This is a genomic window from Photobacterium satsumensis (assembly GCF_050336935.1).
In the GTDB taxonomy this organism is placed as follows: domain Bacteria; phylum Pseudomonadota; class Gammaproteobacteria; order Enterobacterales; family Vibrionaceae; genus Photobacterium; species Photobacterium satsumensis.
On record NZ_JAKJSK010000021.1, the window covers coordinates 21,340 to 47,124 of the forward strand.

General features: G+C 45.6%; 25 protein-coding genes and 2 tRNA genes. 17 read left to right on the top strand and 10 right to left on the bottom strand.

All coding sequences use genetic code 11. The features are described 5' to 3' along the window. The first annotated feature begins 341 nt into the window (after positions 1-341). Both L4D79_RS27980 and L4D79_RS27985 read left to right on the top strand, forming a co-directional pair. Positions 342-701, top strand: a complete 360-nt coding sequence (locus L4D79_RS27980; RefSeq protein ID WP_428656734.1) for a phasin-related domain-containing protein — start codon at positions 342-344, stop codon at positions 699-701. Positions 702-830: 129 nt separating this feature from the next. Then, positions 831-2,507 (top strand): wax ester/triacylglycerol synthase family O-acyltransferase, encoded by a 1,677-nt coding sequence (locus tag L4D79_RS27985; RefSeq protein ID WP_428656736.1) that lies wholly within the window; start codon positions 831-833, stop codon positions 2,505-2,507. Positions 2,508-2,692: 185 nt separating this feature from the next. On the opposite strand, the gene L4D79_RS27990 is transcribed toward L4D79_RS27985, so the two are convergent. Then, entirely contained in the window at positions 2,693-2,959 is a 267-nt protein-coding gene (locus L4D79_RS27990; protein ID WP_428656739.1) for an acyl-CoA-binding protein, read from the bottom strand. A gap of 370 nt (positions 2,960-3,329) precedes the next feature. Here L4D79_RS27990 and L4D79_RS27995 point away from each other — a divergent pair, with 370 nt between their 5' ends. The 8 genes from L4D79_RS27995 to L4D79_RS28030 all read left to right on the top strand — a co-directional run bounded on the left by L4D79_RS27995 (position 3,330) and on the right by L4D79_RS28030 (position 10,769). After that, positions 3,330-4,967 carry a GMC family oxidoreductase gene (locus L4D79_RS27995; protein ID WP_428656742.1) on the top strand — a complete coding sequence of 546 codons (1,638 nt, stop codon included), beginning with the start codon at positions 3,330-3,332 and terminating at the stop codon, positions 4,965-4,967. 251 nt (positions 4,968-5,218) lie between these two features. Further along, positions 5,219-6,316 (top strand): PGAP1-like alpha/beta domain-containing protein, encoded by a 1,098-nt coding sequence (locus L4D79_RS28000; protein WP_428656745.1) that lies wholly within the window; start codon positions 5,219-5,221, stop codon positions 6,314-6,316. Positions 6,317-6,413: 97 nt separating this feature from the next. Continuing rightward, the gene (locus L4D79_RS28005) at positions 6,414-7,175 is read left to right on the top strand and encodes a metalloregulator ArsR/SmtB family transcription factor (RefSeq protein WP_428656748.1); all 762 of its coding nucleotides are present in this window, start codon (positions 6,414-6,416) and stop codon (positions 7,173-7,175) included. A gap of 117 nt (positions 7,176-7,292) precedes the next feature. Then, positions 7,293-7,787: a phosphatase domain-containing putative toxin gene (locus tag L4D79_RS28010; protein ID WP_428656750.1), complete on the top strand. Its 495-nt coding sequence runs from the start codon at positions 7,293-7,295 to the stop codon at positions 7,785-7,787. Positions 7,788-7,968: 181 nt separating this feature from the next. Continuing rightward, positions 7,969-8,970: an ArsJ-associated glyceraldehyde-3-phosphate dehydrogenase gene (locus L4D79_RS28015; RefSeq protein WP_428656752.1), complete on the top strand. Its 1,002-nt coding sequence runs from the start codon at positions 7,969-7,971 to the stop codon at positions 8,968-8,970. An 84-nt stretch (positions 8,971-9,054) separates the two neighbouring features. Then, positions 9,055-10,287 (top strand): organoarsenical effux MFS transporter ArsJ, encoded by a 1,233-nt coding sequence (gene arsJ / locus L4D79_RS28020; protein ID WP_428656754.1) that lies wholly within the window; start codon positions 9,055-9,057, stop codon positions 10,285-10,287. Positions 10,288-10,522: 235 nt separating this feature from the next. Then, positions 10,523-10,598, top strand: a tRNA-Gly gene (locus L4D79_RS28025). Positions 10,599-10,682: 84 nt separating this feature from the next. Beyond that, positions 10,683-10,769 (top strand) — tRNA-Leu (locus L4D79_RS28030). Positions 10,770-10,929: 160 nt separating this feature from the next. Here L4D79_RS28030 and L4D79_RS28035 read toward each other — a convergent pair. The 6 genes from L4D79_RS28035 to L4D79_RS28060 all read right to left on the bottom strand — a co-directional run bounded on the left by L4D79_RS28035 (position 10,930) and on the right by L4D79_RS28060 (position 16,650). After that, the gene (locus tag L4D79_RS28035; RefSeq protein ID WP_428656756.1) at positions 10,930-11,838 is read right to left on the bottom strand and encodes a LysR family transcriptional regulator; all 909 of its coding nucleotides are present in this window, start codon (positions 11,836-11,838) and stop codon (positions 10,930-10,932) included. Positions 11,839-11,947: 109 nt separating this feature from the next. Continuing rightward, positions 11,948-13,681, bottom strand: a complete 1,734-nt coding sequence (locus L4D79_RS28040) for a solute:sodium symporter family transporter (protein ID WP_428656758.1) — start codon at positions 13,679-13,681, stop codon at positions 11,948-11,950. An 11-nt stretch (positions 13,682-13,692) separates the two neighbouring features. Further along, positions 13,693-15,150: a sulfatase-like hydrolase/transferase gene (locus L4D79_RS28045; RefSeq protein ID WP_428656761.1), complete on the bottom strand. Its 1,458-nt coding sequence runs from the start codon at positions 15,148-15,150 to the stop codon at positions 13,693-13,695. Positions 15,151-15,333: 183 nt separating this feature from the next. Next, complete coding sequence (locus L4D79_RS28050) at positions 15,334-15,654, bottom strand: DUF202 domain-containing protein (protein WP_428656763.1); 321 nt, start codon at positions 15,652-15,654, stop codon at positions 15,334-15,336. Next, a complete protein-coding gene (locus L4D79_RS28055; RefSeq protein WP_428656765.1) occupies positions 15,651-16,019 on the bottom strand; it encodes a YidH family protein in 369 nt (122 codons plus the stop codon). The genes L4D79_RS28050 and L4D79_RS28055 overlap by 4 nt, the downstream gene beginning before the upstream one ends. Positions 16,020-16,026: 7 nt before the next feature. Continuing rightward, complete coding sequence (locus tag L4D79_RS28060) at positions 16,027-16,650, bottom strand: Crp/Fnr family transcriptional regulator (protein WP_428656767.1); 624 nt, start codon at positions 16,648-16,650, stop codon at positions 16,027-16,029. Between the two features lie 164 nt (positions 16,651-16,814). Here L4D79_RS28060 and L4D79_RS28065 point away from each other — a divergent pair, with 164 nt between their 5' ends. After that, positions 16,815-17,630 carry a sulfite exporter TauE/SafE family protein gene (locus L4D79_RS28065; protein ID WP_428656770.1) on the top strand — a complete coding sequence of 272 codons (816 nt, stop codon included), beginning with the start codon at positions 16,815-16,817 and terminating at the stop codon, positions 17,628-17,630. Positions 17,631-17,718: 88 nt separating this feature from the next. Here L4D79_RS28065 and L4D79_RS28070 read toward each other — a convergent pair whose 3' ends face one another. Both L4D79_RS28070 and nikR read right to left on the bottom strand, forming a co-directional pair. Next, positions 17,719-18,651: a triose-phosphate isomerase gene (locus L4D79_RS28070; protein ID WP_428656772.1), complete on the bottom strand. Its 933-nt coding sequence runs from the start codon at positions 18,649-18,651 to the stop codon at positions 17,719-17,721. Positions 18,652-18,757: 106 nt separating this feature from the next. Further along, a complete protein-coding gene (gene nikR, locus L4D79_RS28075; RefSeq protein WP_428656774.1) occupies positions 18,758-19,177 on the bottom strand; it encodes a nickel-responsive transcriptional regulator NikR in 420 nt (139 codons plus the stop codon). Positions 19,178-19,402: 225 nt separating this feature from the next. Between nikR and L4D79_RS28080 the strand changes: the two genes are divergently transcribed. From L4D79_RS28080 to L4D79_RS28105, 6 genes are all read left to right on the top strand, one after another. After that, positions 19,403-20,830: an ABC transporter substrate-binding protein gene (locus tag L4D79_RS28080; RefSeq protein WP_428656776.1), complete on the top strand. Its 1,428-nt coding sequence runs from the start codon at positions 19,403-19,405 to the stop codon at positions 20,828-20,830. Further along, positions 20,830-21,807 (top strand): ABC transporter permease, encoded by a 978-nt coding sequence (locus tag L4D79_RS28085; RefSeq protein ID WP_428656855.1) that lies wholly within the window; start codon positions 20,830-20,832, stop codon positions 21,805-21,807. The genes L4D79_RS28080 and L4D79_RS28085 overlap by 1 nt, the downstream gene beginning before the upstream one ends. Then, positions 21,800-22,621 (top strand): ABC transporter permease, encoded by an 822-nt coding sequence (locus L4D79_RS28090; RefSeq protein ID WP_428656779.1) that lies wholly within the window; start codon positions 21,800-21,802, stop codon positions 22,619-22,621. Before L4D79_RS28085 ends, L4D79_RS28090 begins: the two co-directional genes overlap by 8 nt. After that, positions 22,621-23,331, top strand: a complete 711-nt coding sequence (locus tag L4D79_RS28095) for an ATP-binding cassette domain-containing protein (protein ID WP_428656781.1) — start codon at positions 22,621-22,623, stop codon at positions 23,329-23,331. Before L4D79_RS28090 ends, L4D79_RS28095 begins: the two co-directional genes overlap by 1 nt. Continuing rightward, positions 23,315-23,908: an ATP-binding cassette domain-containing protein gene (locus L4D79_RS28100; RefSeq protein WP_428656784.1), complete on the top strand. Its 594-nt coding sequence runs from the start codon at positions 23,315-23,317 to the stop codon at positions 23,906-23,908. The genes L4D79_RS28095 and L4D79_RS28100 overlap by 17 nt, the downstream gene beginning before the upstream one ends. An 80-nt stretch (positions 23,909-23,988) precedes the next feature. Further along, positions 23,989-24,708, top strand: a complete 720-nt coding sequence (locus L4D79_RS28105; protein ID WP_428656787.1) for a sulfite exporter TauE/SafE family protein — start codon at positions 23,989-23,991, stop codon at positions 24,706-24,708. Between the two features lie 109 nt (positions 24,709-24,817). Here the strand turns inward: L4D79_RS28105 and L4D79_RS28110 are convergent, their stop codons facing one another. Next, the gene (locus tag L4D79_RS28110; protein ID WP_428656789.1) at positions 24,818-25,708 is read right to left on the bottom strand and encodes a PfkB family carbohydrate kinase; all 891 of its coding nucleotides are present in this window, start codon (positions 25,706-25,708) and stop codon (positions 24,818-24,820) included. Between the last annotated feature and the right edge of the window lie 77 nt (positions 25,709-25,785).

Below are 25,785 nucleotides of genomic sequence, written 5' to 3' on the forward strand. Positions count from 1 at the left end.
TTCCTTGTTCGATATTATTCATATAGGTTCTTATTGTTGTTATCTCCCCATTGTTACCCCTGAACTTAGAGCGTTCACTCTATTTTTGGACAAAAAAGCCCCAAAATTGATTGGTTGTTTTGTTTTGGGACTTTTGTCACGCGTATGCGTAGTCAGCATTGCTACTGTGTTCAGACGTCGTAGAACCAGCGATTTTCTCGTGTGAGAAGATGTGTGAGCGACTTACCAATTCCTTTCTTGAATTAGAAAGATTGATCTAATTCTACTTGGTAGGGTTGAAGCATCGAGTATTCCCAAGTTATTTGGGTACTACATCTCTCTGATTTGTTGAGGATAAAATGATGATTAACCCTAAAAAACTTATTGGTAGTGTTAAATCGGCCACCCAGATGGGTGAATCTTCAGTTCGCACTGTGATTTGGGCAGGGCTTGGTGCATATAGCAAAGGTACCGAGCAAGTTGGTATGGCACAGCATATGATGACCAAGCAATTGCAAGATTTGGTTTCTAAAGGCAGTGACGTGGAAACTGAAATGGTTGAGCGTATTCAAGAGACGAAGCGCGGATTGTTTGGCCAGGCTGAATCACAATTCAACCGCGGCTTTAATGCGACATGCGGTATTGACCGCGATCGTATGAGTAACTTTGAGAAGAAAGTCGATCACCTGCAAGAGATTGTAGAAAAGCTGGCTGCAAAGTAACGGACTGTACACATTAAGCGACAATGGCAAAGGGACAGACCTTGATTGGTGGTGCTAATTCTCTTCGGTAACTATCAGAAGTTACGCCATCAATCAGACCATGCCACAACGCAAAAAAGGAAAAGATTTATGCCGAGTTTGTCTCTGCTGGATTTCAGCTTCATTGCCTTTGAAACGGCAAAAACCCCAATGCATGTTACTGGTTTGGTTATTCTTGACCCACCAGAAGATCATGCAGGGACCTACGCCCAAGAACTTTACGCCAATTTCCTGCAGCAACCGGAAATGGTGCCACCATTTAACTGGAAACTTAACTGGTCTCTGACAGGCCGCCCTAGTTGGAGTACGGTTAACCAAGTTAACTTGGAAGATCACCTTCGCATCACCATGCTGCCTTCCCCTGGAAACGAGCAGCAACTACAGAAGGTCGTCGGGCGCTTACATAGCCAGGTATTGGATCGTAGCCGCCCAATGTGGGAAGTTTGGGTGATTGGTGGTCTAGAAAATAATCGAGTTGCGCTGGTACTGAAAGTTCACCATTCGATGGCTGACGGTGTAAGAGCCAGTAAGATCTTTACCCAAAGCTGTGCAACATCGGTTGAAGAGTCATTCACGAAGCCTCTGTGGCAGTGTGACTTGAGAAAAACTTCGCGCCAGCGCCGTGAGGAAACTCACCTTACCGATATGGTGATGAAAACGGCGGTGGCTGCTACCAAACAGATTTCGCTGATCCCATCAATGTTCCGCTTAGGCAGCAAGTTGGCGCTAAAAGCGGTGAACCTTGCCGATTGTGACTTGAAAGTCCCGTTCACGGCCCCCAAAACGCCGTTTAATCTGAGCCCTAAACGTAGTCGTGCTGTTAGTCTCGGTCATTTCTCTATCTCTCAACTGAAGCACATCAGCCGGATCACTGGGGCGTCAATGAACGATATCCTGTTTACCATCAGTGATATCGCGCTTAACCGCTATCTGAATGACCGTGCGATCCCTATCCGTAAGCCATTGGTAGCGATGATGCCAATCAACCTACGTACGGCGGGTGAAGAAGGGAAATCCGGCAATAAGATGTCGATTGGCCACGTTGAGTTGGGTAAACAGGGCTTGTCACCGCTTGAGCGTCTGGAATCGATTCAGCATGCGACGACGGATTTGAAAAATGAAGCGCTGAATATCTCACCGGATGCGTACATCAATTACTCGTTGCTTGTAAATGGTGTTTCTTTGTTCAGTGGCAAGTTTGGCCTGAACAACTTTATTCCACCTGCTAGTAATTTGTTGATATCCAATGTACCTGGTGCCAAAGAAGAGCTTTACTTCATGGGGGCCAAGGTACGTGAGCAGTACCCAGTTTCATTGCTGATGCCGGGGCAGACGCTGAATATCACCTTCTTCAGTAATGCTGACATGATGTACTTCTCGCTGGTGGCTTGTAACCAATCGCTACCGGGCTTTGAGGTGATCACTGACTATATGTGTGATGCCTTTGCTGAAATCGAGCAAGAAGTGATGGAAACGGCTGCACAGGCTGTCGCTGAACAGTTGGGATACCAGCATGATGAGTCATTAGCGGTCGAACTTGCTGTAGAAGCTGCGCAGGATTCGCTGACACCAGAGGATGACGAGTTTGAAAAGCTCTATCAGGAAAAGCAGCGTAAAGTTGAACAGCTTGAAAAACAGTTGGCGAAATTAACTGAAATGTTATCAGCAACGGTTGATATTGACCCGGAAATCCCGGCGACTAACCAAGACGATCTTAACCAAGCGCCCAAAAAAATCAGGGTAAGAAAGACTAAGAGTGCAAGCTAATAACACTTAGCGGTTAGTCAAAGAACCTTGAAAATGAACAGTAAGGCCTGCGTATGCAGGCCTTTTTTCTTGGGTTTAGATGACAGACTCTCGCTTGATCTGGCTGAGGCAATGTAGTTTCAAAGAGCAATAAAAAAGGCCGCATAGCGGCCTTTCCAGAAAGTTGGGAGCGATATAGGTGTGACTTATGCGTAAGCTGCAGACAGTTCGCCAACTTTGTCGACATATTGTTGCATTGCAGTTTCAGCATCCATACCTTTTAGTTTTTCCCAAGCGTCGTATTTTGCGCCGCCTTTGAAATCGAACATGCCTGGACGCTTGCCTTTAACGTCACCGTCTGTTGCTTGCTTGAACAGCGAGTAGAGTGCAAGTAGCTCGTCGTTAGATGGGCGCTTAGTCAGTGCTTTTACGTCAACTTGAGCTTGTTCAAAACTCGCTTTTAAATCTGCCATGATGTGTTCCTTTACTTGTTCCTAGCCAGCACAAAATAGTGTGCCGAGATAATTGATGAAAACTCTAATTATCCAATCAATGGATGAGAGAAAACCGTTAGGTTTTATGAATTCAGAAAACGCTAGTAATAGCTTTATTCCTTTAACAGATACATATTCACACTGGTCTGAGTTCTTGTCTTGCACTAAATGCAAAAAGTTTAATATGGATCACTTTTTATTTTTATCGAAAAAATAAATGTAAACATGTGATGTATTTGTCATCAAAGAATTAAACTACACTATGATTAAACAATACTTAAAATTAGATGATAAAGACTGGATTAAATAATTGGCTGGCTGAATAAGGATATTGTATTGAGGGAATGTTATGTATGACTTCATTATTGTAGGGGCCGGCTCGGCAGGATGCGTGCTTGCAAATAGATTATCGTCCGACCCTTCTATAACAGTCTGCCTCATTGAGGCCGGCCCAAAAGATAGTAGCCCGGTTGTTCATGTCCCTCTGGGTATCATAGGGATGATGCATTCAAAGAAAATGAACTGGCGCTATTACACAGACCAAGAGCCAAACTTGAAAAGCCGCAAATTGTTTTGGCCTAGGGGGAAGACGCTGGGAGGAAGCTCATCCTCGAATGCGATGTGCTATATCCGCGGCCATGCCAGTGATTATGATGAATGGGCATCGCTGGGTAATCAAGGCTGGAGTTACGATGAGGTGTTGCCATACTTCCGGAAATCCGAGACCCAAGAGCGCGGTGGAGATGACTACCATGGAGCGGATGGGCCGTTGTATGTCTCTGATCTTAGAATAAATAATCCGCTGTCTGATGCCTTTATCAATGCGGCAGAGCAGGCGGGACACCAGATATCAACAGACTTCAATGGCAAAGAACAAGAAGGTGTTGGCTATTATCAGGTCACGCAAAAAAATGGCCAGCGCTGTAGCTCGGCTGTGGGCTATTTAAGACCGGCAGAGCAGCGACCAAATCTAACGGTTATCACGGATGCAACTACCACCAAGGTGTTGATTAAAGAGGAGAAAGCCTTAGGTATTGAGTACCTTAAAGCGGGTGAGCGGCAACAGATCACGGCAAGGCGAGAGGTCATCCTCAGCGGTGGGGCAATCAATAGTCCGCAGTTACTAATGTTATCTGGAATTGGTGACCGGCAAGAGTTGGAAGGGCATGGTATTGAAGTGAAACATCACTTGCCGGGAGTCGGTAAGAACCTTCAAGATCACCTTGATGTATTGGTGGTCACCCGTGAACGCACCTTCCACTCCGTCGGTTTTTCGCCTGTTGCGTTAACCCGGTCGATTAAGGGGATTTTTGATTACCTATTGTTTAGGAAGGGAAACTTTACCACCAATATTGCTGAAGCCGGTGGCTTTGCCAAGACATCCCCTGAACTTGATAAGCCGGATGTTCAGTTTCACTTTTCCCCTTGTTACCTGGATAACCATGGCTTAAACCTATGGCAAACCGTCAAGCATGGCTACTCACTTCATGCGTGTAATCTGCGTCCGAAAAGCCGTGGTAGTTTGGGATTAGTCAGTGATGACCCGTTGGAGCCGCCACGTATTACAGCCAATTACTTAAGTCACCCTGAAGACATGGAAGTTATGCTAAAAGCCATCAAACTGTCACGGCAAATCTTGAAGCAAAGTGGTTTTAACCACTACCGTGGCAAAGAGGTTTTTCCTGGAAAAGAGGTACAGTCGGATGAGCAACTGGCGGAGTTTATCAGGCAAAAGGCCGAGTCTATCTATCATCCTGTTGGCACTTGCAAAATGGGGCATGATACACAGGCTGTGGTTGATGATCGGCTACGTGTTCACGGGGTTCAAGGTTTACGGGTTGTCGATGCGTCGATTATGCCAACGCTGGTTGGGGGTAATACTAATGCGCCAACCATTATGATTGGAGAAAAAGCCGCCGATATGATTTTAGATGATATTTCAGTTAATAAGACAACGACAGCAACGGTTAAAGATTGTGTTGCTTAAATAGGTTAAAGAATAAATAGACTGGCACGGTGAACTTAATTTCATTGTGCCATTTTTTATGTAATTAACACATTAGTATGAATATTCTAATTTTTTATTCTATTATATTCGGTTAATTGATTTTATATTCCCTTATCTGTTTTGTTTTTATAACTGGAAATACCAGTTCCTATCCCAGCCAAAATCGGTTGTTAATTCTAATCCATATGCTTAATATCAGACAAATAGAAGGAAGTTTATTTGAGGTAGTAATGATTTCTAAAGATGAATGGAGCGAAAAGCTCAAAAGCCTCAAGGAAGATATTTCTAGCAAAGTGATAGAAAACTCGGAGCTTGCTAAACAACGTGTTGTCGAGTTGCTTGAGCATGGATTACCGCCAGCGCAGAGTGATGCGTTGTTAGCAAGTTTCAACGGTTTGGTCGGCGATCATTTGCTCCAAAGGAATAGTCGCTTTGCTATACCGATGGTGTTTACTGATCATACCCAGCATCTAAGTGATGATCCGGCAGAGCTCGAAGCGCAATTGCCAGAGGCGTCGAGTCGCATTGTTTTGTGTGTCCATGGTTGGTGTATGGCAGACAAAGGTTGGGTCAGAAAGGGGCATGATCACGGCAAGCAATTTATTAATGCGGGTTATACCCCTGTCTATTTGTGGTACAACACGGGCAATCATATTTCCCTTAACGGTGAAGAGTTTGCGTTCCGTTTAGAAAAGTTAGTCCAGGCTTGGCCATGTGAAGTGAAAGAACTGGTGATCATTGGTCACAGCATGGGGGGACTGGTAACCCGCAGCGCTTGTTATTATGCAGGGCTCAACCAGTTGCAGTGGCTGACAGTGCTACGTACATTCATCACCCTAGGCACCCCGCATAATGGTGCACCGCTGGCTAAGCTTGCCTGTTGGATCGATGAACAGGTCTCTGCCACACCGCAGCTGAAGTTTCTGAAAAAATTGGGTGAGATTCGAAGTAGTGGCAGTAAGGATCTTAGCCGGGGTTACATCGTCCACGAAGATTGGCAGGCGCCTACTATACCGTTCAAGCAAACGGAGCAGGATACAGCCACCAGCACTGCACTGATCCAACGCCCAACACTGCCTGATACGGTGCAGTGTTATGCTATTGCGTCTTGCCTTGGCAAGAATATTCAGGATGAGAACAACCGGAAGCTGGGGGATGGTCTCGTACCTGTGTCCAGTGCGCTGGCTGAGAGCTCGAAAGGAGTATTGGCGCTGAACTACCCAGCTGAACATAAGTGGGTGATCGGAGGCGTTGATCATCTCGATTTGCTCAATCATCCAGCTGTAGCGACGAAAGTGAGTAAATGGGTCCTAGCCAATACCGTGTAACGTGAATGATTCAGCGCCGTTTCATTGCTCAAAGGATTTACATATAAAGGAAAGCATATATAATGAATTCCATATATAAATAGTTGCCGCGAGTCACATGAAACGTATCTTATTTTTATGTACCGGAAACTCAGCCCGTTCTCAGTTAGCAGAAGCCGCAATGCGGCATATGGCGGGTGAGCATTACCAAGTTGTTAGTGCAGGGATGGCACCAGAGGAAGTGGATCCTCGTGTATACCGTGTATTGGCCGAGCGCGGCATCAACAGCGATAACTTGAAGAGTTGCTCGGCTGCAGATCTCGAAGGGCAGCATTTCGATACGGTGATCACCCTGTGTGACAAAGCCAGTAATGAATGTGCCTTGTTCCCGGATTCAGATGCACTTCTTCATTGGGATTTCAAAGATCCAAAGCCACAGCGTGGTGATCAGCCTTTCCGTGACACGCTTGATGGCCTTGAAAACCGAATCGCCTTGTTCCTGATGCTAAATGGGGAAGAGCAAGACTCGGTAATCGGTCCGGTGGAGTTTTTCAAGGTGCTCAGCGATCCTCTGCGCCTTCGTATTTTGATGATGATTGAAGACGAGCAAGCGCTTACCGTTGGCGATCTCGTCGAAGTGCTTGATGTTAGTCAGCCGAAAGTATCCCGACATCTCGCTTTGCTGCGCGACGGTGGTGTGTTGGAAACCCAGCGGGAAGGGCAATGGATCTTTTATCACCTTGCTAGCCAACTTCCGGTCTGGATCCGCCATATACTTGCGACTGTGAGAAATGGTAATCCCGGTATGATCAATGGTGAGAAGATCAAACTCAGCCAGCGTAGTGAACGAAAAAAGCCGGGCTTCAGCAAACTGAGTTAGTCATTCAACTTCCTATGTTTATTAAATCGCTTGGCTAGATTACTTAGTTTGGTACTACTGAGACCGAGCGGTTAAAGAGATTAATTAGAACTAAGTTACTTATTTATAGGTGCAAATATGTCAAACACACACCCATTCTGGACGTTGCCTTTAGATGACAGCGGCACGCTGCTTCTGACCCCGTGTCCAGGTACTAAAGAAGTATCACTGCATGATTCTCTTGTGCAATTGAAAGAAGCTGGCGCAGCTGCAGTATTAACGGCATTGGAGCCAGAAGACCTACCTGAAGGTGGTTTGGAAGCATTGGCAGAAGAGTGCCGTGGTCTAGGTATGCGCTGGTTCCATCTTCCAATTGAAGATGATTGTGCACCGGGTGCCCAGTTTGATGCCAACTTCCCTGAAGCGAACAAGGCGGCTCAGGCGATGTTGGATAACGGTGATGCTATTGCTGTTCACTGCATGGGCGGTTCTGGTCGTACCGGTCTGATTGCTGCGCGTATCATGCTATCTCGCGGGGCAGAATTGAGTTCGACTATTGAGAAGATCCAAGCGCTTCGCCCTGGTGCTTTCCAGCGTCAACCGCATATTGACTACATCCAACAGTACAAGTAAACCGTTGTAGTCATCGCACTCCAAATTTAATGCCCTGCCATGCAGGGCATTTTTATATCTGCGATGCGATAAATAATCGGAAAAAGATCTGGAAAAGTAGTTCGGAACTGGCTAGTATATTCGCTATACCGTATATATGAATTATCGTATATTGTAGCGAGCAGTTTAAGGAAAGTGGATTATGGCTATCAAAGTAGGTATTAACGGTTTTGGTCGTATTGGTCGTTTGGCGTTGCGTGCAGCGTTTGACTGGAACGAAGTAGAGTTTGTTCAGATCAATGATGTAGCGGGTGATGCTAAAACATTAGCTCACCTGTTAGAGTTCGACTCAGTTCAAGGCCGTTGGCATCATGCTGTTTCTTCCGACGGACAATCAATGCAGATTGGCGACGCTGTGATCAGCTGTACCCAAGAGCGTGACATCGATGCGGTAGATTGGTCTGGTTGTGACGTTGTCTTGGAAGCAACCGGTGTTCACCGTGAAATGGAATTTTTGAACAAGTACCTGGCACAGGGTGTTAAGCGTGTTGTTGTTTCTGCACCGGTAAAAGATGACAGCGTGCTGAATGTGGTCGTAGGTGTGAACGACTACCTGTTTGATGCAGATAAGCACCAGATTGTGACAGCAGCATCGTGTACTACTAACTGTATTGCACCTGTTGTTAAGGTTATACACGAGAAGTTTGGCATTGAGCAGTCGTCGTTCACGACTATCCATGATCTGACCAACACCCAGACTATTCTTGATGCGCCGCATAAAGATCTACGCCGTGCCCGTGCTTGTGGCATGAGTCTTATCCCAACCACAACCGGTTCAGCTAAGGCTATTGTTGATATCTTCCCTGAGCTAGAAGGTAAGATTAACGGTCACGCTGTTCGCGTACCGCTGGCGAATGCTTCTCTGACAGATATTATTTTTGACTTGAGCCGTGATGCTACTGCTGAAGAAGTGAATGCTGCGCTTAAAGAAGCCTCAGAAAATGAGCTTGCGGGTATTCTTGGTTTCGAAGACCGTCCGCTAGTGTCTATCGATTACAAAGGCGATCAGCGTTCTACCATTGTTGATGCGCTTTCAACTATGGTGGTAAATGATCGCATGGTGAAAGTGTACGCTTGGTACGACAATGAAATGGGTTACGCAACACGTACCTCTGAGCTGATCCGTAAAGTTGGCTTGGTGTAAGTTAAAGCGTTCTCTAGTGGGCCAACCCACGCTAAACGCATAGTGGGTTGGCCTTAGCAACAAACAGAAGATGTGAGTTATTGCATGATTTCGGCTATTGCCAACCTCTCCAAAGACGTTCGCCAGTACATGCTGGTGACATTCAATTACTGGAACTTCACTATAACCGACGGCGCACTGCGTATGTTGGTTGTGCTGCATTTCCACCAGTTGGGTTACAGCTCCCTTCAGATCGCCTCTCTCTTCTTGTTCTATGAATTCTTTGGGGTGGTTACCAACTTAATTGGTGGATGGTTAGGGGCTAAGCTGGGCTTAAACCGCACCATGAATATCGGTTTGGCAATGCAGGTTGGCGCATTGGTGATGCTCGCGGTTCCGTCGGCTTACCTGACAGTCCCTTGGGTAATGTTGGCACAAGCTGTTTCTGGTATCGCCAAAGACTTGAATAAGATGAGTGCCAAGAGTGCCATCAAGACCTTGGTTCCCGGTGAACAACAAGGGGCATTGTACAAATGGATTGCTATTCTGACCGGATCGAAGAATGCCCTTAAAGGTGCAGGTTTCTTCCTCGGTGGCCTGTTATTGGCGGTTATCGGTTTCAAAGGCGCAGTATTGGCGATGGCTGCTGTTTTGGCGCTAGTCCTTATCTTGAGCCTTGTGTCGCTTGAAAAAGACATGGGCAAGGCAAAGAACAAAATCAAGTTCAAGCAGATTTTCTCCAAAAGCCCAAGTATCAACATTCTCTCTGCTGCCCGCATGTTCCTGTTTGGCGCAAGGGATGTATGGTTTGTTGTCGCGTTGCCGATCTATCTGAGTCAGGTCTTTGATTGGGACCACACCATGGTGGGCGGTTTCCTAGCATTGTGGGTTATCGCTTATGGTTTCGTTCAGGGCATTGCACCGAAAATTACCGGTAAAGCCAAAGGCACAGTGCCTGATGGCCGCGCTGCGATGGGGTGGGCAGGACTGCTTAGTCTTATTACTATTGCGGTAGCACTGGGCGTTCAGTTCAACTGGCAGCCGGAATTAACTATCGTTGTTGGTTTGTTGATATTTGGTGCAGTCTTTGCCGTTAACTCTTCATTGCACTCTTATTTGATTGTAAGTTATGCCAAAGATGACGGTGTATCACTGGATGTCGGTTTCTACTACATGGCCAATGCCATGGGGCGTCTGATTGGTACTGTACTCTCTGGTTTGATTTATCAAATGGCAGGTTTGGCTGCGTGCTTGTGGGTGTCAGTCGCTTTCTTGGTTCTGACAACGATTATCTCTATTCGCTTACCTGCTCACCCAGAAGCAAAAGCAAAGGCTTAATTAGATAATAAAAAACTGTGCAGCCCGGCCAATAGCGCCGGGCTGTTTGTTTCGGGTTACTCAGAAAATAGAGTCACTTAGAAAATTGTAATCCGTTGGTTGAAAAATGTGACATATTGCAGGGTGTTGATCGAGTTTTATCCAGTTGAATCAAAAGACTAAAAAAACGCGTTGACTCATTTCTGTAATCGGTTAAAGTACATCTCGTCTTCAGGGCAAAGCCCAAAAGACCAATGCGACACTAGCTCAGTTGGTAGAGCGCAACCTTGCCAAGGTTGAGGTCACGAGTTCGAACCTCGTGTGTCGCTCCAGATTAAAATCTTACGGTGAGGCAACAAGCGGTAAGATAAAGATGGTGTTTAACTTTTCAGTTAGCGCATCGCAAAGAATTGCGTGCCCTGGTGGTGGAATTGGTAGACACAAGGGATTTAAAATCCCTCGACGTTCGCGTTGTGCCGGTTCAAGTCCGGCCCGGGGCACCATCTACATAAGAAAGCCTCAGCAGAAATGCTGAGGCTTTTTTTATGACGATTATTCTAAATTTCTATTAGAGCTTCTCTCCAACACATTGTCTTTATCGGCAAATGAAACTGTTAGGTGGTACTCGACAATTCCCCGATGGATACGCCGTTATTTTCTCCATTAACTTCTCGGTGAGCGGATAAGTCCTGCATTTTTCCTGACTCTTCTTTTAAATTCTACTGCGAGGGGATTGTCCTGAGTTTGGGTTCTTTCCCAGATGCCGAGATGGTAATACCAGATTGAATAATTGACGTTTAGGGTAGTTAGGCGTGGGTTTTTGATATGTTTGGCGAGTTGGCTCGATATACACAACAAAAAGTCAGATTCATCGACGAGTTTAATAGCCATATCGAGAAAGTCCGTTTCAAGGACATAATTGACCTGGCTTGCTCCTTGCCGCTCTAACAGTTTGTTTATATGGTTGAGTATCCCCTCTGATTGCTGGAAGGCAATCCAGGGAAAATGGGTGAGTGGTTGTAACTCATTGATTTCTTGGTTTGCCAAGGGGTGGTTGGCCCTAACGAGTAGGCATAGATGGGCCGAGGTCAGTGGCGTGAAGGCTAGTTCGTTGTTTTGTACCAGAAGCGCACCGTCTTCACCTCCCAATGCTAAATCCAACTCACCTTCGAGTACAGGTTGTATTAGTTCGCAGATAGGTCCAGCCTTTATCGATAACTTTACGTTGGGATAGGTGAGGATAAACTTAGGCAGGAGATAAGTGATAAGTGGTTCCCATGCTGGACCGGCACCGATGCGTAATGATTGGTGTGCTGATCCAAGCAGGTTGAGATCATGCTGGTAAGATATCAGCTCTCGCTCAATGCGCTGTACGCGATCTAATAGTAATTGTCCTGATTGAGTAAGCTCAATCCCCCTACCATGGCGTTCTATTAAGGTGGTTTGGTACTTATTTTCCAGCAGTTTTATGCTCTTGCTGATTGCCGGCTGGGAGACCCCTAAATAGTATGACGCTTGGGTGATGCAGCCATGAAGTGCTGCTTCTTTAAAATGCAGTAGCTGTTTTTCCATGGTATTAGCAGGCGACCTCAATAAGAATTTTCTTAGGGTATCAAGTTATCCTACTGGGCATATTAATAACCCGCGGGAATGAAGAGGGCTTCACAGCCCTCATGCTAAATTAATGATCTGTGATCAATTTTTTTGCTGTATCTTTCTTCTGCTTGCCTTGCCAGAGTGAGAAGGCTTTGTTCAATACATAGATACTGATAAGAGAAACAAGGGTGATCAAGGTTAAATTCCGTGGAATATCCTCTAGGGGAGCAACGACACCAATTGGTGAAGCAATTGCATAGGTGGCGATCATCAAAACGATGGTTGAGATAGATGCTAGTGGCAGGTGCTTCCAATGCTCGATATCAACAGGCGCTTCGTCTTTCATTTCCTGTTCGGTTGCCGCTGGGTACTTGCGAGTCAGGTACATAGTCACGGCTAGGCCACAGGCAAAGTAAATGGCAGTTTTGTGTAGGAAGTGCAGTTCCCACCCTGTGTATCCGAAGCGGAAGAACAGATATAGCAACATATAGGTGACTAGTCCCGGAATCGTTGATCTAGCCGTGGCTTTTTTCGATATCATACCCACCAGTATCATCAACAGCATTGGGACAGTAAATAGGGCATTAAATTCTTGCATGAACATGTATAGCCCTTGCGGAGCATGTTTTATAAACGGTGCACATACGGCAGCAAAGATTGCCAATGCAGTTCCGAAGTACTTTCCCGCCCGGATGCAGGTTGCGTTGTCTGTTTCACCTTTTTTCAGTGGCTTGTAGATATTAATGGCAAAGATAGTCGAGCAGGAATTGATCGTAGAGTTAAAGGTGGATATAACAGCCCCAAACAATACCGCTCCGAAGAAGCCAACCAATGCCTGTGGCAGCATACGATTGACTAGAAGCGGGTAGGCTTCATCACCACGGATCCCTTCATTCCCATAAAGGTGGTAGGCAATGATTCCCGGTACAATCAAAATGACAATACTGATGATTTTAATAATACCGGCAAGCAGCACGCCTTTTTGACCTTCAGCCACTGATTTGGCCCCCAGAGCACGCTGAATAATGACCTGATTAGTACATGCCCAATAGATATTGACCAATAGCATACCAGTGAAGATAGCACCGAAGGGGACATTGACTTTCGGTGAGGTAACAGCGTTGAGCATTTGGGGCTCTCGGGTAACCAGCTCTACCATACCTTGCGCGGCGCTGCCATTACCAAGGGCGCTTAATCCTAGCACGAGGACCAGAATACTGCCGATGAAAAATCCAATACCATTAATGGTGTCTGAAACCACAACTGCTTTTAGCCCACCGAAAATCGCGTATACGCCTCCGATAACCGTGATAAAGATGATGGAGAGCGTCAGTGCTGCAGAGTCAGACATATTGAAAAGTGTTGAAATATCAAATATTTTACTCATGCCAAGAGCCCCAGCATACACCACGGTGGGTAATGCAATTGCAGCCATGTTGATTAAGATACACCATGCGATGATATTCCTGGCAAGTGGCCCAAAACGGCTTTCAATATAGTCAGGAATGGTGGTGATACGTTTTTTAATAAAAAATGGCAAAAAAATGCAGGCCATCATGACAAACGCAATGGCAGAGGTCACGGCCCATCCCATATTGGAAAGCCCAACAGAAAAGCCTTGTCCATTGAGGCCAATCAATTGTTCGGCAGACCAGTTGGTCAGCAGGATTGAGAAGCCAATTGATATGCCTGTCAGGCTCCTTCCACCAAGGAAGAAACCATCACTGGTTTTAAGATCTTCTTGCTTGGTGGCTATATACGAAATGATTGCGACTATAGCGGTAAAGCCAATAAAGCTCAGTACTGTCCAGAGGTTCATAGGGAATGTCCTTATTCTTGTTCGAATGCGGTTGCGGGTCCATACTGCGCCATACCCACTAGGATATAGGGATTCAAGCTCTGATCATTAGCTTGTTCTGCAAAACGCCAAAGTTTTTTGTACATCGACCTGATCTTGCCGCTGTATTCTGGGTGTTTAGCTAAGTTATTGATCTCGAAGGGATCACTGGTTAAGTCATAGAGTTCGTCAATATCATAGGTGTTGTGGACAAACTTCCATTGATGGTTAAACACTGCACGTTGAATACCATATATCTCATTACCGTTCGTTTGGGTGTAAAGGTACGAATGATGTTGAGACTTTTGATTGTGCAAAAAGGGTAGAAGCGATTTTCCGATCTGCGCTTGATCCAGAGAGGTATCGGTGAGTGCGGTAATTGTTGGTGCAATATCTGCGAGTGATACAAGCTCTTTGATTTCGCGTCCTCCATCCACAATGCCCTGTGGCCAATGCATAACCAAAGGAATATGGTAGGCCCCCTTGAAGGCGGGTAGGCCCTTGCACCACAGGCCATGTTCACCGTTGTAATCACCATGGTCTGAGGTAACAACAACGAGAGTATTGGATAAATCATGGTACTCCAGCTCGTCCATTAACAATCCCAGCAAATGGTCTTCGTAAGTGCAGAAGGCCCAGTAGTGGCGTATAGCCTGTTTTTTTTCTTCTAATGATAACTGGTCGAACAGTTTTTTGATCTTGCGGTTGTAGGTTGGTTTGTCCTCCATGGTATCGAAGTGGATATCACTCAGTTCAATGTTTACATCTTGGTACATATCGATAAACTCTTGCGGAACGAAGTAGGGGTCATGGGGCCCTAAGGTTCCGGCATACATCAACCAGGGGGCTTTGCTTCGCCGTAATTGCCGTAGCTTCTCGATCGCAGAATGGATGACATCTTCATCATTGAAAGGATTATCGGTTGTGCCGTAATGGTAGTAGTCAGGATAGCCAGGACGTAGGATCTCACCGGGTTGGCGTTCCTTGGCGATGGTGTTTGCGGCTAGTTGTTGGTACATCTCCCAACCGGGAGACATTGAAATGCTTGATGGATCTTGCTTGGACTCTTTATTACAAGTGACAAAAAGCTCTTCAAATCCATGATCTTCCGGGCCAGTGTCATAGCAAACGTGCCATTTGCCTGCGAAAAAGGCCCGATAACCACTTTCAACCAGCGGGGTAGAAAAACATTGGCTTTGCGGGTTTAAAGATCGAGAAAGGGTGTTCTGAACACAGACGTTATTCCATACACCATGCTGTGTTGGATACTGCCCTGTTAGGAATGTTGCCCGAGAAGGACAACAATGTGGAGAAGGGCAATACGCGTTACTGAAGGTTAAGCCTCCAGCCATCAGTTTTCTGATATTGGGAAGGTGGATCCTCGGGTCGGAGACTGAATCGCCTCGCTGCTGGTCTGTCATGAAGACAAGAATATTTGGTTTTTGTTTCATAGCCGTCGCCTTGGTGATTTGTTTTCATAGTAGAGCGACAGGAATAAAAAAAGTCGTGGTAGATCACGGCTTTTTGATGGTATTTAGAGCGCTTTCCATACATTTGATAACGCAATCATTAGCTATAACCTAGATAAGTTTGAGCGATAACTTTTGGTTATGGCTACAAAGAAAATGCCATTGCTATTTAGTGTTTGGTGCCCACAGATAGACAAAATAACCAATTGCTATTAGTGCAATCAGTACTGACAGATATGATTTAACCCAGTACTCTTTGGCTGAAACTGTTGTGTTATTGTCGAATATCTGCGTAAAGCGATAGCGGCAGTAAAACATCCCCAATATTGCCGACAGCAATGCGATAACACCCATTACGGGTAAAGACGTGATGACACTTTGCTGGGTGACTTTGAGGAATAGTAGCCCTATTGTAAATAGGACTAACTGGGTTCTGAGCCAAGACATAGCAGTTCGCTCTGGTTGTAAGCCTGGATCCTTATTCATAGGGTGATGACCAGTATCACTACAGCTGTGAGAAACAGCATAATAATGCTGATGAGTTTGAGAAAGCCGGTGTAATGGAGCTCTGCTTTAGTGCGCATCGCTTTCTCGTTCAGTGCCCAGCGGCGGTAAGCAAAAACAGCCAGAAGACCTGAGCAGAGGCACAGAAAAGATGAAATCAATATTCGAACGGTAGGGTTGGCGAGATCGGGGGTGAGTTGGTCGATACCGATAGCGCCGGCAAGGAGAGCAAGGGCTGTGCGTATCCAGGCCAGATAGGTGCGCTCGTTGGCAAGGGAGAATCGGTAGTCTGGGGCTTCTCCTTCATTTCGCCAGGCAATTTTAGAACGTTGCTGTGTGTTTTTCATAAATAACTTAATTGAGCAGTAATGATTTTCGGTAGCTGGCTAATTGCTTTAGATCTACTGGAAGCGGTTTTCGGCTGTTTTTGTCAAGAATCCCTGTGTCTTTCAATGTCTTGCAATATCTAATAACAGTCGTGGTATCTGTACCGCTGTATTCACCAATTTCACGGTAGGTCCAAGGATATTGAGGATATGTTTGAAACATATAAAAAATCGTATCGAGAATGCGTTTCTTGGCACTGAAGGCATTAAATTGCATGAGGCGCTTTTCAGCTTCGCCTAATTCGGCGCATACTTCCTGCATTAAGAAACTGGCTAGATTTGGGGCCGTCGTGTCGAGAGATTTAAAATCGTTTACATTTACCCGGATCAATACGCTATCTAACATCGCTCTGGCTGTGGAGGGGTAGTTTTGTGCGGTAAACAGGGAGCGATAGCCAAAGTAAGAGCCCGGTCCATAGATCCTTAGCAGTGACTCTTTTCCACTTTCTGAAACTTGGTATAGCCCCACTAAACCTTGCTCCACATAGTAAAACCCCTTAGCAGGCAGGCCATTATGGTAAACGACTTGTTTTTTGCTAACACCAACGGTTTCTATGGGGGCAGTTAAATGCCTGCGAATATCAATAGCCATTGTTAGATTATGTCTGAGAAAGTCACTAGGGATACCTTACCTGATAATAAGATAAACAAATATGATCATCACCATAAAACCTAAGCTTGCTGATCCCGTAAAGTAAATAATATGAAAGCGTTTACAAGCATATAATTACAACTGTTAATTGGGGTTCACATATCATGGATATGGCAGATCTTTTCGTGGGTGTATTAGCAACAGAGGCCTTAATGCTAAAAATAGCTTTGGGGAGTATTTTTGGTTTATGTCTGGGGCTAACGGGTGTTGGAGGTGGGGTGTTATTAATCCCGATGCTCCAGTTGTTTTGCGGTATGCCTCCTGTACTCGCGGTGGGTACCGCAAGCTTGATATCCGCTTTGGTCAAAGTGAATGCATCTATCGTTCATGTGAAAGCAAACAATGTGTCGTGGCGGAAAATTTCAATACTGTTTGCTGGTGCTTTGCCAGTCACATTGCTGGTGACGCAGGTTGTTATTTATTTTAATCAGCACCCATTACATCAAGAGACAACGCAAACAATTATTACGAGCCTTGTTACCGTCGTTATGATTGGTTCATTGTTATCGGTATTTTATAAGTTTAAATTCTCACCAACAGTAAAACCCACATCATCAATTGTGAATAATAGCGATAAAAAGGCTTTAGTTTCAGGTATGTTTTGTGGGTCAATTCTCGGCTCAACCGGTGTTGGTGGCGGTGTTTTGCTGCTTCCTGTGTTAAACAATGTCTTAAATTTGGATATCAAGAAAGCGATTGGTTCATCTGTGGTGTTGGCACTTTTCCTATCAGGCTTTGCTGCTCTTGGCTATGCCAAAGGGGGACAGGCGGATGTGTATACCGCAATTTGGTTTGTTGTTGGATCATTCATAGGTGTACCTGTCGCAGCGTCTCTACTAAGCAAGATATCAGAGAAAACAACTTACATTATTACGTTAATGGTTATATTAGTGAGCTTAGTCCTTTATACATTATTTTAATGATTACCGTTTGGCAGTTAAAACCTACAAAAAAGCCCGCTCCATTTTCTGATATTAGGAGGGGCTATTTTAAAATTAATTTTCTAGTTTATTGAATATTAGAAGTATAAATTGAGAGGATGTTTGAAAGTTCGTCAACTTGAAAGCCAATTGGTTGAGTAAAGTTGGTCAAAGCAATCAACCCGCCATCAAGTTGGTTGATATCAGCAAGCATAGCTGCGTTTTCAGCTTTCAGTCCACCGCCGTAGACAACCGGCAGCGATACGCTGAACTTGGCTTCTACCGTCTGTTTGATGAAGTCGGTGATAAGGGCAATGTAGTCGCTGTTAGGTGGTGTTTTGCCCGGACCAATAGCCCACACAGGTTCATAGGCTAGTAGTACGTTGTCTTTCAGTTGTTCGGGTTGGATTAGGGAGAGGCTGGCAATGATCTGGTTTTCTAATGTACTTTTTGCTCGTACTAATTGTTCTTCCTCTGTCCCGTTTCCACGTTCTTCAGCTGTTTCGCCAATGCAGATAGCCGCTTTCATTTGCTGTTCTAGGGCACAACAGGCTTTTTCACTAATGATTCCACTCACGACCTTGTTTGCAGAATCGCTGCAGAAATCTTCTGCGCCAGTGTATTGAGAGATAACAAAGTTCAGGTGGCGGCGTTCTTCACAGTGCCCGATAATGCTGGCTTTGCTGCCGAGTGTTCCCTGTGTGGCTGCTATCTGATGTGAGGTAAAGGCACCGAAATTTCCGCCTACGGTGACATCTTCGCGGTGACAGCTTTGGCTGCCAATAGACATATTACTGATGTTCGTATCAGGGTTGGCATGTAACTGTTCGATGGCAGCATGTAGGAGAATGTCGGGCACGAATACGGAGAGGTTTATTTTATCATTTTTACCCCAGCCAGCATTAATAATACTTTGGATAGTTTCTCTTATCCACTTAACAGGGTTATCTGATGGACATACTCCACCTTTTTCATTGTTCACTTCAAATCTTTTTAAATTGATAAGTATGTTTTTTTTCATTTCTATTGTTCACATCGTGGTTGGATAAGTGGAGAAAATATATCAGTGTTGGTTGGTCTGTTTTGTGATCTTTGTCGCTCAATTAAATAAAGAGATCTCTGTCACATTACCTATTGAGGTGTTGTATCAACTGAGCTTGTTCAACACCTTTTAGGGCGGAAATTTGGTTTGCAAGCTCTTGTACATCGGGGCTTTTACCTATGATCACCGTATTTTCGAGGCATAATTCCTGTTGTAAGTGTACGTGCGTCGTACATTGAACCTGAGTGCGGCTATCATGCTGAAGGTGATTGATTTTTTCACTGAGCCCCCGCTGGTGGTGGTTGTAGACGATGCTTAACACACCAACTACATTACGGTTTGGTGTTCGCCAGTCGTCATTTGTGCGGTTTTCACGAAATAGATCGCGAAAATATTCAGAGCGAGAGCCATATTGACGCTCAGCGAGGGTATCCATCATTTCCTGATAAAGTTGTTTGGGAAAGGATAATGAAAATCGGACAATTTCTTTCTTTGAGTTGCTCATGTGATATAGATCACTCTTATTGTTTGTGTGATTTGTGTCACTCACGTTAACACGGAATTGATGATAGTGTTAACTGCACTTACCGATTAAAAAATTAAAAGTGTGATGTCATCGAAAAAGTATTTTATACAAATCTTTGCGGTAATTTGTTGCGTCTTTTTTTCTTTCCAGCTTTATGCGACAAATACTGAACAATGGATTTTAGGTCTCAGTGAAGAGCCTGAAATGGGGTTGGATCCGGTAATGGGCTGGGGAAGGTATGGTGACCCTCTTATTCAGTCAACATTGTTAAAGCGAGGAGATGGCTTGTCACTCCAGCCGGATTTAGCCCGTCATATTTCGGTTTCTGATGACCGTCATGAGTGGACTGTTGCTTTAAGAGAGGATGCACGTTTCGGTGATGGCTCAAATTTGACCTCTGAAGATGTTGCCTTTACGTACCGTCAGCTTCAACAGGGTTTATCTTTACACGATGCCAGTATGATTAGCGAAATAATCATCGAAGATAATTACACATTACGTTTTCGTTTGGCTGCACCTGATTTAGGATTTGCTGACTTACTTGCTTCTGTTGGTATCGTGTCGAAACAGGCTTATGGACCCAGCTATGGTCAGCAACCACTGGGCAGTGGGCCGTTTCGATTTGTTCGCTGGGATAAAGGACAGCAAATAGTACTTGAAACAAACCCCTATTATTACGGTCAGTTGCCTGCTGTTGATAGACTGATTATCCTATTTGCCAGCGAAGATAGCCTTATTTCACTGGTCCGTAGTGGCCAAATTCACTTGGCTTCAATTCCACAAAGATATGCGCGCCTTGTCCCTGATAACTATCAGCTCGTTACCGTTGAGACTAATGACAACCGTGGCATCGTTTGGCCTTTCAATGCACCTTCGGCGTTGCAACAAGGTAATCACGTCACCTCTGATATCGCGATTCGCCGTGCTGTAGACCAAATTATTGACCGTGATTTGCTGGTAGAAAGTGTTCTGCAAGGCTTCGGCCGCCCAGCTTTCTCTCTTGCTGACGGTTTACCGTGGGGGCCAACTCTTCAACACCGCGAATTCGTCGATACGAGTGACATTACTCAAATGCTCGAGCAGTCTGGCTGGATTTTGGATAAGCAGCGTAACATCAGGGTAAAACAAGATATTACTGCTAGCTTTACGCTCTATTACCCTGCTGGAGACAGCCTCCGGGAGCAGCTATCACTGGCGGTTGCGGCAATGGTCGATCCGCTGGGCATCAAGGTGACAGTGCGTGGAGCAAGCTGGACGCAGATTGGACATGTGATGACGACAAGCCCTGTACTCATGGGATTTGGCAGTCATGCAATTAACGAGATGTTCCTCGTATACGGTAGTGAGCATGCAGGAGAGGGGTGGTACAACTCGGGTTATTATGGCAGTAATGTGGTTGATACATCATTGAATGCCATTAAACAAACCACAAATTATCAGGCGGCACAGCCATACTGGGACAAGGTCTATAAGCAATTAGAGAAAGATCTTCCATGGAGTTGGTTGGTGAACATTGACCACCTTTATGCGGTGAATGAATGTCTTGATATTGGCACCCCGCTACCTGAACCTCATCAACATGGTTGGCCCGTCACCCGTACCATAGAACAGTGGCAATGGAGATGTCAGTGATGAGGAATAAAGCCCATAGCTTGGCCACGGGAGGACGATTTTTATTATTGGTTATCATGGTATTGGCCATGACCTTCAGTTTGCTGGCTGTTTCTCCTATCGACCCAGTGCTTTACTACACGAGTGAAAATTTGTTTGCGATGAGCACCGAACATACTGCGCAGTTTTCCGCGCAGTTAGGATTGGATCAATCCCTTACAGCACGATTTGGCAGCTGGTTTTGGCACTTGTTACAAGGGGATCTTGGTTATTCTATTTCACAGCAACAGCCCGTTGCAGAAATTTTACAGCAGAGAGTACCTTTGACTCTGCGCCTGATGATTATGGGTTGGATAGGCTCTCTTACATTAGGTTATTGCTCCGGCATTTTTGCTGCTTTCTTCCGTGGGAGGCCTATTGACCGGTTTATCCGTGGTGTGTGTTGGGTTTCAGCAGCTGCACCTGCATTTTGGATTGCGTTGCTCGCGTTAAGTCTGTTTGGGGTTTATCTGCAATGGACTCCGGTATGTTGCGGGGCTCCGATTGGCGTATCCCCTGATTCTATTAGCTGGATTGAACAGATGCCTTACTTGGTACTGCCGACCATTGTTCTATCGCTAACAGGTATGGGTCATATCGCGATGCATACCCGAGAAAAAGCTGTTCAGGTATTAGCTAGCGAACATGTTTTATATGCCCGGATGCATGGTAAAAAAGGGTGGGTAATATATCGTCAGCACCTGCTACGAAATACCCTGACCCCTGCGATCGTTTTGCAATGTGCCGGGTTGTCAGAATTGCTTGGAGGCTCTGCGCTGATTGAAACAGTGTTTAATTTTCCCGGTATTGGAATGACAATGGTTGTTGCCGGGTTAAACGGCGATATAGCGCTCCTTATGGCAGTAACGATGTTGTCGATGCTATTGGTGTTTACCGGTAATGGAATTGCCCGTTTGGTGAGTGTAAAACTCCTTCCAGAGGGGAGGGCACATGTCTAATCCAATAGAAAAAAGTATTCATCGTTTACAGCAGAATATTACGATCCTCACCGTTATTTTCATTGGTATCTTATTTTATTGTTCTGTGCTGCCTGTACAGAGTCAAGCTATAGACCTACATCAGGTGTTAATGGCGCCATCAGTTGATAATTGGTTTGGAACTGATGCCATGGGGCGCGATATGTGGGGGCGCACCGCTAAAGGACTGCTGCTTAGCATACAAATTGGCGGTGGCTCAGCCCTACTGAGTGGTTTTATCGCGTTGGTGCTGACGATTGTTGCAGGGCTTAATCAACGCTGTGAGTGGGGCGTTTCTTTGGTTATCGATATGTTTATGGCCATCCCGCATTTGCTGTTGCTGATTATCATGACGCTTGCTTTGGGGGGAGGGATGAGTGGAGTCATATGGGCTGTTGCCCTGACTCATTGGCCGAAGCTCACCCGTTTGCTGGTGGAGGAGCAGCGCGGACTACTAAGGTGTCAGTTTGTTCAGTTGGCTAGGCAGTTTGGTCGGCCGAAATGGTCTATCCTGTGGCATCATGTGCTGCCATTCCTTTCCCCCCACTGCCTGATTGGTGTCTTGCTGATGATCCCTCATGCTTTGATTCATGTTTCGGGGCTGACCTTTCTCGGTTTTGGCTTAGAGCCGACCACACCTTCCATAGGTATCCTCCTATCTGAAGCAAGTCGTTATATGCTATCGGGAAATTGGTGGTTGGCGGTATTCCCAGGCTTGGTTTTGCTAGCTGTATTGCTCTTGCTTTCATCAATAGGGCAAGCATCAGTTCGAGTCACTCAAATAAGGGGCTACTAATGTTGTTAGTTAATCAATTAGCTATTTGTTGCGGGGAAAGTTGCTTACTCGATGGCGTTACATTCACCGTTAATAGCGATGAGAAAGTTGGGATAGTAGGCGCAAGCGGAAGTGGAAAAACAATTCTTGCGCATGCACTGCTGGGCTATTGTCCTGAAGGGTTTGAGATGAGGGGATCCATTGATTCCGTCGGTGAAATTGCGCTGATCCCTCAATCTGCGGCTTGCCTGAATCCGACATCACGAATTAATAGGCAACTAGCAGAGATGTCCCGCAGTGACGATGAATATCGTAAGGTCATCAAACATTGCCAATTGGATGAGGCGTTGCTAAATAAGTACCCCGGTGAGCTATCGGGGGGAATGGCAAAGCGCGCGCTGATAGCTTTAGGTTTAGTGCAGGGAAAAGAGGTTATTATCGCCGATGAGCCTACTTCTGGTTTGGATAATACTCGAAGTGAACAATTGCTGACGCTATTGACTTCATTAGCGGCAAATAGACAATCAATGATAGTTATCAGCCATGATATTGTTGCCCTTACAAGGCACGTAGAGCGCTTGTTGGTATTTAGAGATGGTCAGTTGGTTGATGATGTCACTATTGAACCCGGTTGGAATAATGACTGTCACCCATATACACAAGCCTTGTGGCAAGCTGCCCCAGAGCATTGGCACGATATAAGCGAGGACCACTATGCTAAGTCTGCGTAATGGTGCGTTTGAATATGGCCGTCAGCGGTTATCCTTCCCTGATGTCAGTATCCAACCGGGTGAGCGTGTTGGTTTATACGGCCCTAGCGGTTGTGGTAAATCAACGTTGGCGCAGGTGTTAGCTGGGGTGCTTGTGCAGTCACATGGAGTACTGTCTCAGCCATTGAAAAAAGCCAGTACCGGTTCTCCGGTTCAATGGGTCAGCCAATCTCCTGAGTTCGCGTTTAATCCCCGCTGGCGCCTTTCTCGGTCTTTAGCAGAGAGCTATTCAGTATCAGAGGCAGTACTGGCTCGTTATCAGGTGAAACCGCAATGGCTAGAACGGTTACCTAAGCAGCTTTCGGGGGGGGAGCTACAGAGGTTGAATATCGTTAGGGCGCTGGCCCCTGCTACTGAGTATTTGATTTGTGATGAAATCACGGCACAACTCGATACGATTACCCAGCAAGATATATGGCAGGTGTTACAGGAGGATCTAGCGGCGAGAAACATGGGGGCCCTAGTCATTTCTCATAGCTACCCTTTGCTGAGAAATGTCTGTGATAGGGTGATTGAATGGCAGGATGAAAAGTGCTAGAAGATTGGCTGATTAGAAAGTGTAAAATGTTGCATGTCGTGTTATAGCCGCTGTTTCTTTATTTCGGGTTTTATGAATTAATGTTTGAGTTCACTGTTTTACTTGCCGCGTTTCTGATTTTTCTCGGTTCCTTTGTGCAAACGGCTATCGGTTTTGGTTTAGCGATTGTTGCAGCCCCATTACTGTTTCAGATCTCCCCGCAATATGTACCAGCGCCTATTTGCATTGTTGCGCTTGTTATTTCTTTGATAAATTCTTTTAAGTTACGCAGCAGTGTTTCAATTGGAGGTTTGAAATCTGCAATTATAGGTCGGGTGCCAGGTTCCTTTGTCGGTGGTTTTTTACTCACTGTCGTATCTGGAGCAACGTTATCGCTTTGGCTCGGTGGGATGGTACTGCTTGCTGTTGGTATTAGTGCTTTGCCTTATCGATTAAAGCCTACCCCTAAACGCATGCTTATTGCTGGTTTTATGTCTGGAGTTATGGGAACCAGCTCTTCAATAGGTGGTCCACCTATGGCCTTGCTAATGCAACATGAGGAAGCCGCAAAATTACGTGGCAATTTGTCTGCATTTTTTGTTATTACCTCACTGATGTCTTTGTTTGTCCTCTATTTATATGACCACTTCACGCTAGAACATATTTTTATAACCCTGCCACTTCTCCCCGCAGGTTTGCTAGGTTATTGGCTTGCTAATAAGGTTGTGAGTAATTTGCCTCAGGCAAAAGTCAGAGTATTTGCGTTATTGCTTTGCTTGGTAAGTGGGCTAACTGCAATTATCCAAGGTTTGGTTGGATAAGGAAGTAAAAGCACTGCTCATAGAGAAGACCCCATACAAAATCCCCTCAAATAGATGGCTATTTAGAGGGGTTATATTTACGGACAGTCGTGAAGTGAAAACTAAACAATTAAGAGTGGCGCAGTACTTCTTGGGCTTTTTCGCACTCGGAAAGCTGTCTGGCTCCCATAAATTCGCAGCTCAGTGCGGCCACATGGTTAGCGGTGTCGATGGATTGTTCGAAAGGCAGCCCTTTACCTATTTGCATCGCCAATATGCCGATGAAAATATCTCCCGCGCCAGTCGTATCTGCCACGTCGACCTGGTGGCCGGGTAGGCTGTCAAAGGTTCCTTCATGTAGCCAAGCACAGCCGCGCTGGCTGAGTGTGACCACAGCAGATCCACCGACACGTTTAATGGCTTTGTTCAGAGCCCGTTTGTGCTGAATGTCCGATGTCATCGCCAGCAGTGAAGGGTGGTTGAAAACACAGCAATCGGCGAGTTCTAGAAGCTCAATCAGCGCGTTGTCAAAGTAGCTGACCCGAAGGAAAGTCGGGATACCTTTTTGCTTGGCAAGTTCAAACAGCACCTTTGCGCCTTCCGGCCATGTCAGGTCGGCGACGATGGCTGCGGTGTTTGACAGATCCATACCAAAGAGTGATGACGTGTCTTTTGGCATTGAGGGATCGTTGTAGACATAGATTTTCGATGAATACTGTTCATCTAGGATGATGGTCGCAATTGATGACTGGACTTGTTCGTATCGTAGGCAGTGTTCAATGTTGACACCATGAGCAAGGAGTTCATCTGATATCTGTTGACCAACCATATCGATACCCATACGGCCGATGAAGTCGACCTGCTCACCCGAATTTGCAATGGCTACCGCTGCCGTGGCGGCGACACCCCCTCCACTGACCGAGAATCCCTCAGCGTAAGACTTTGCGGCTTGAAGTTGCGATGTATTGACCGAAAAAGTTTGGTCCCAAGTTGCGTTTCCGATGCAAATGACTGTTTTCACATTAATCTTCTTTTAATAGTTGTTTGGTAACCAAATTATTGAATATTGTAACGGATAAGCTTTTTAAGTGGTATTGA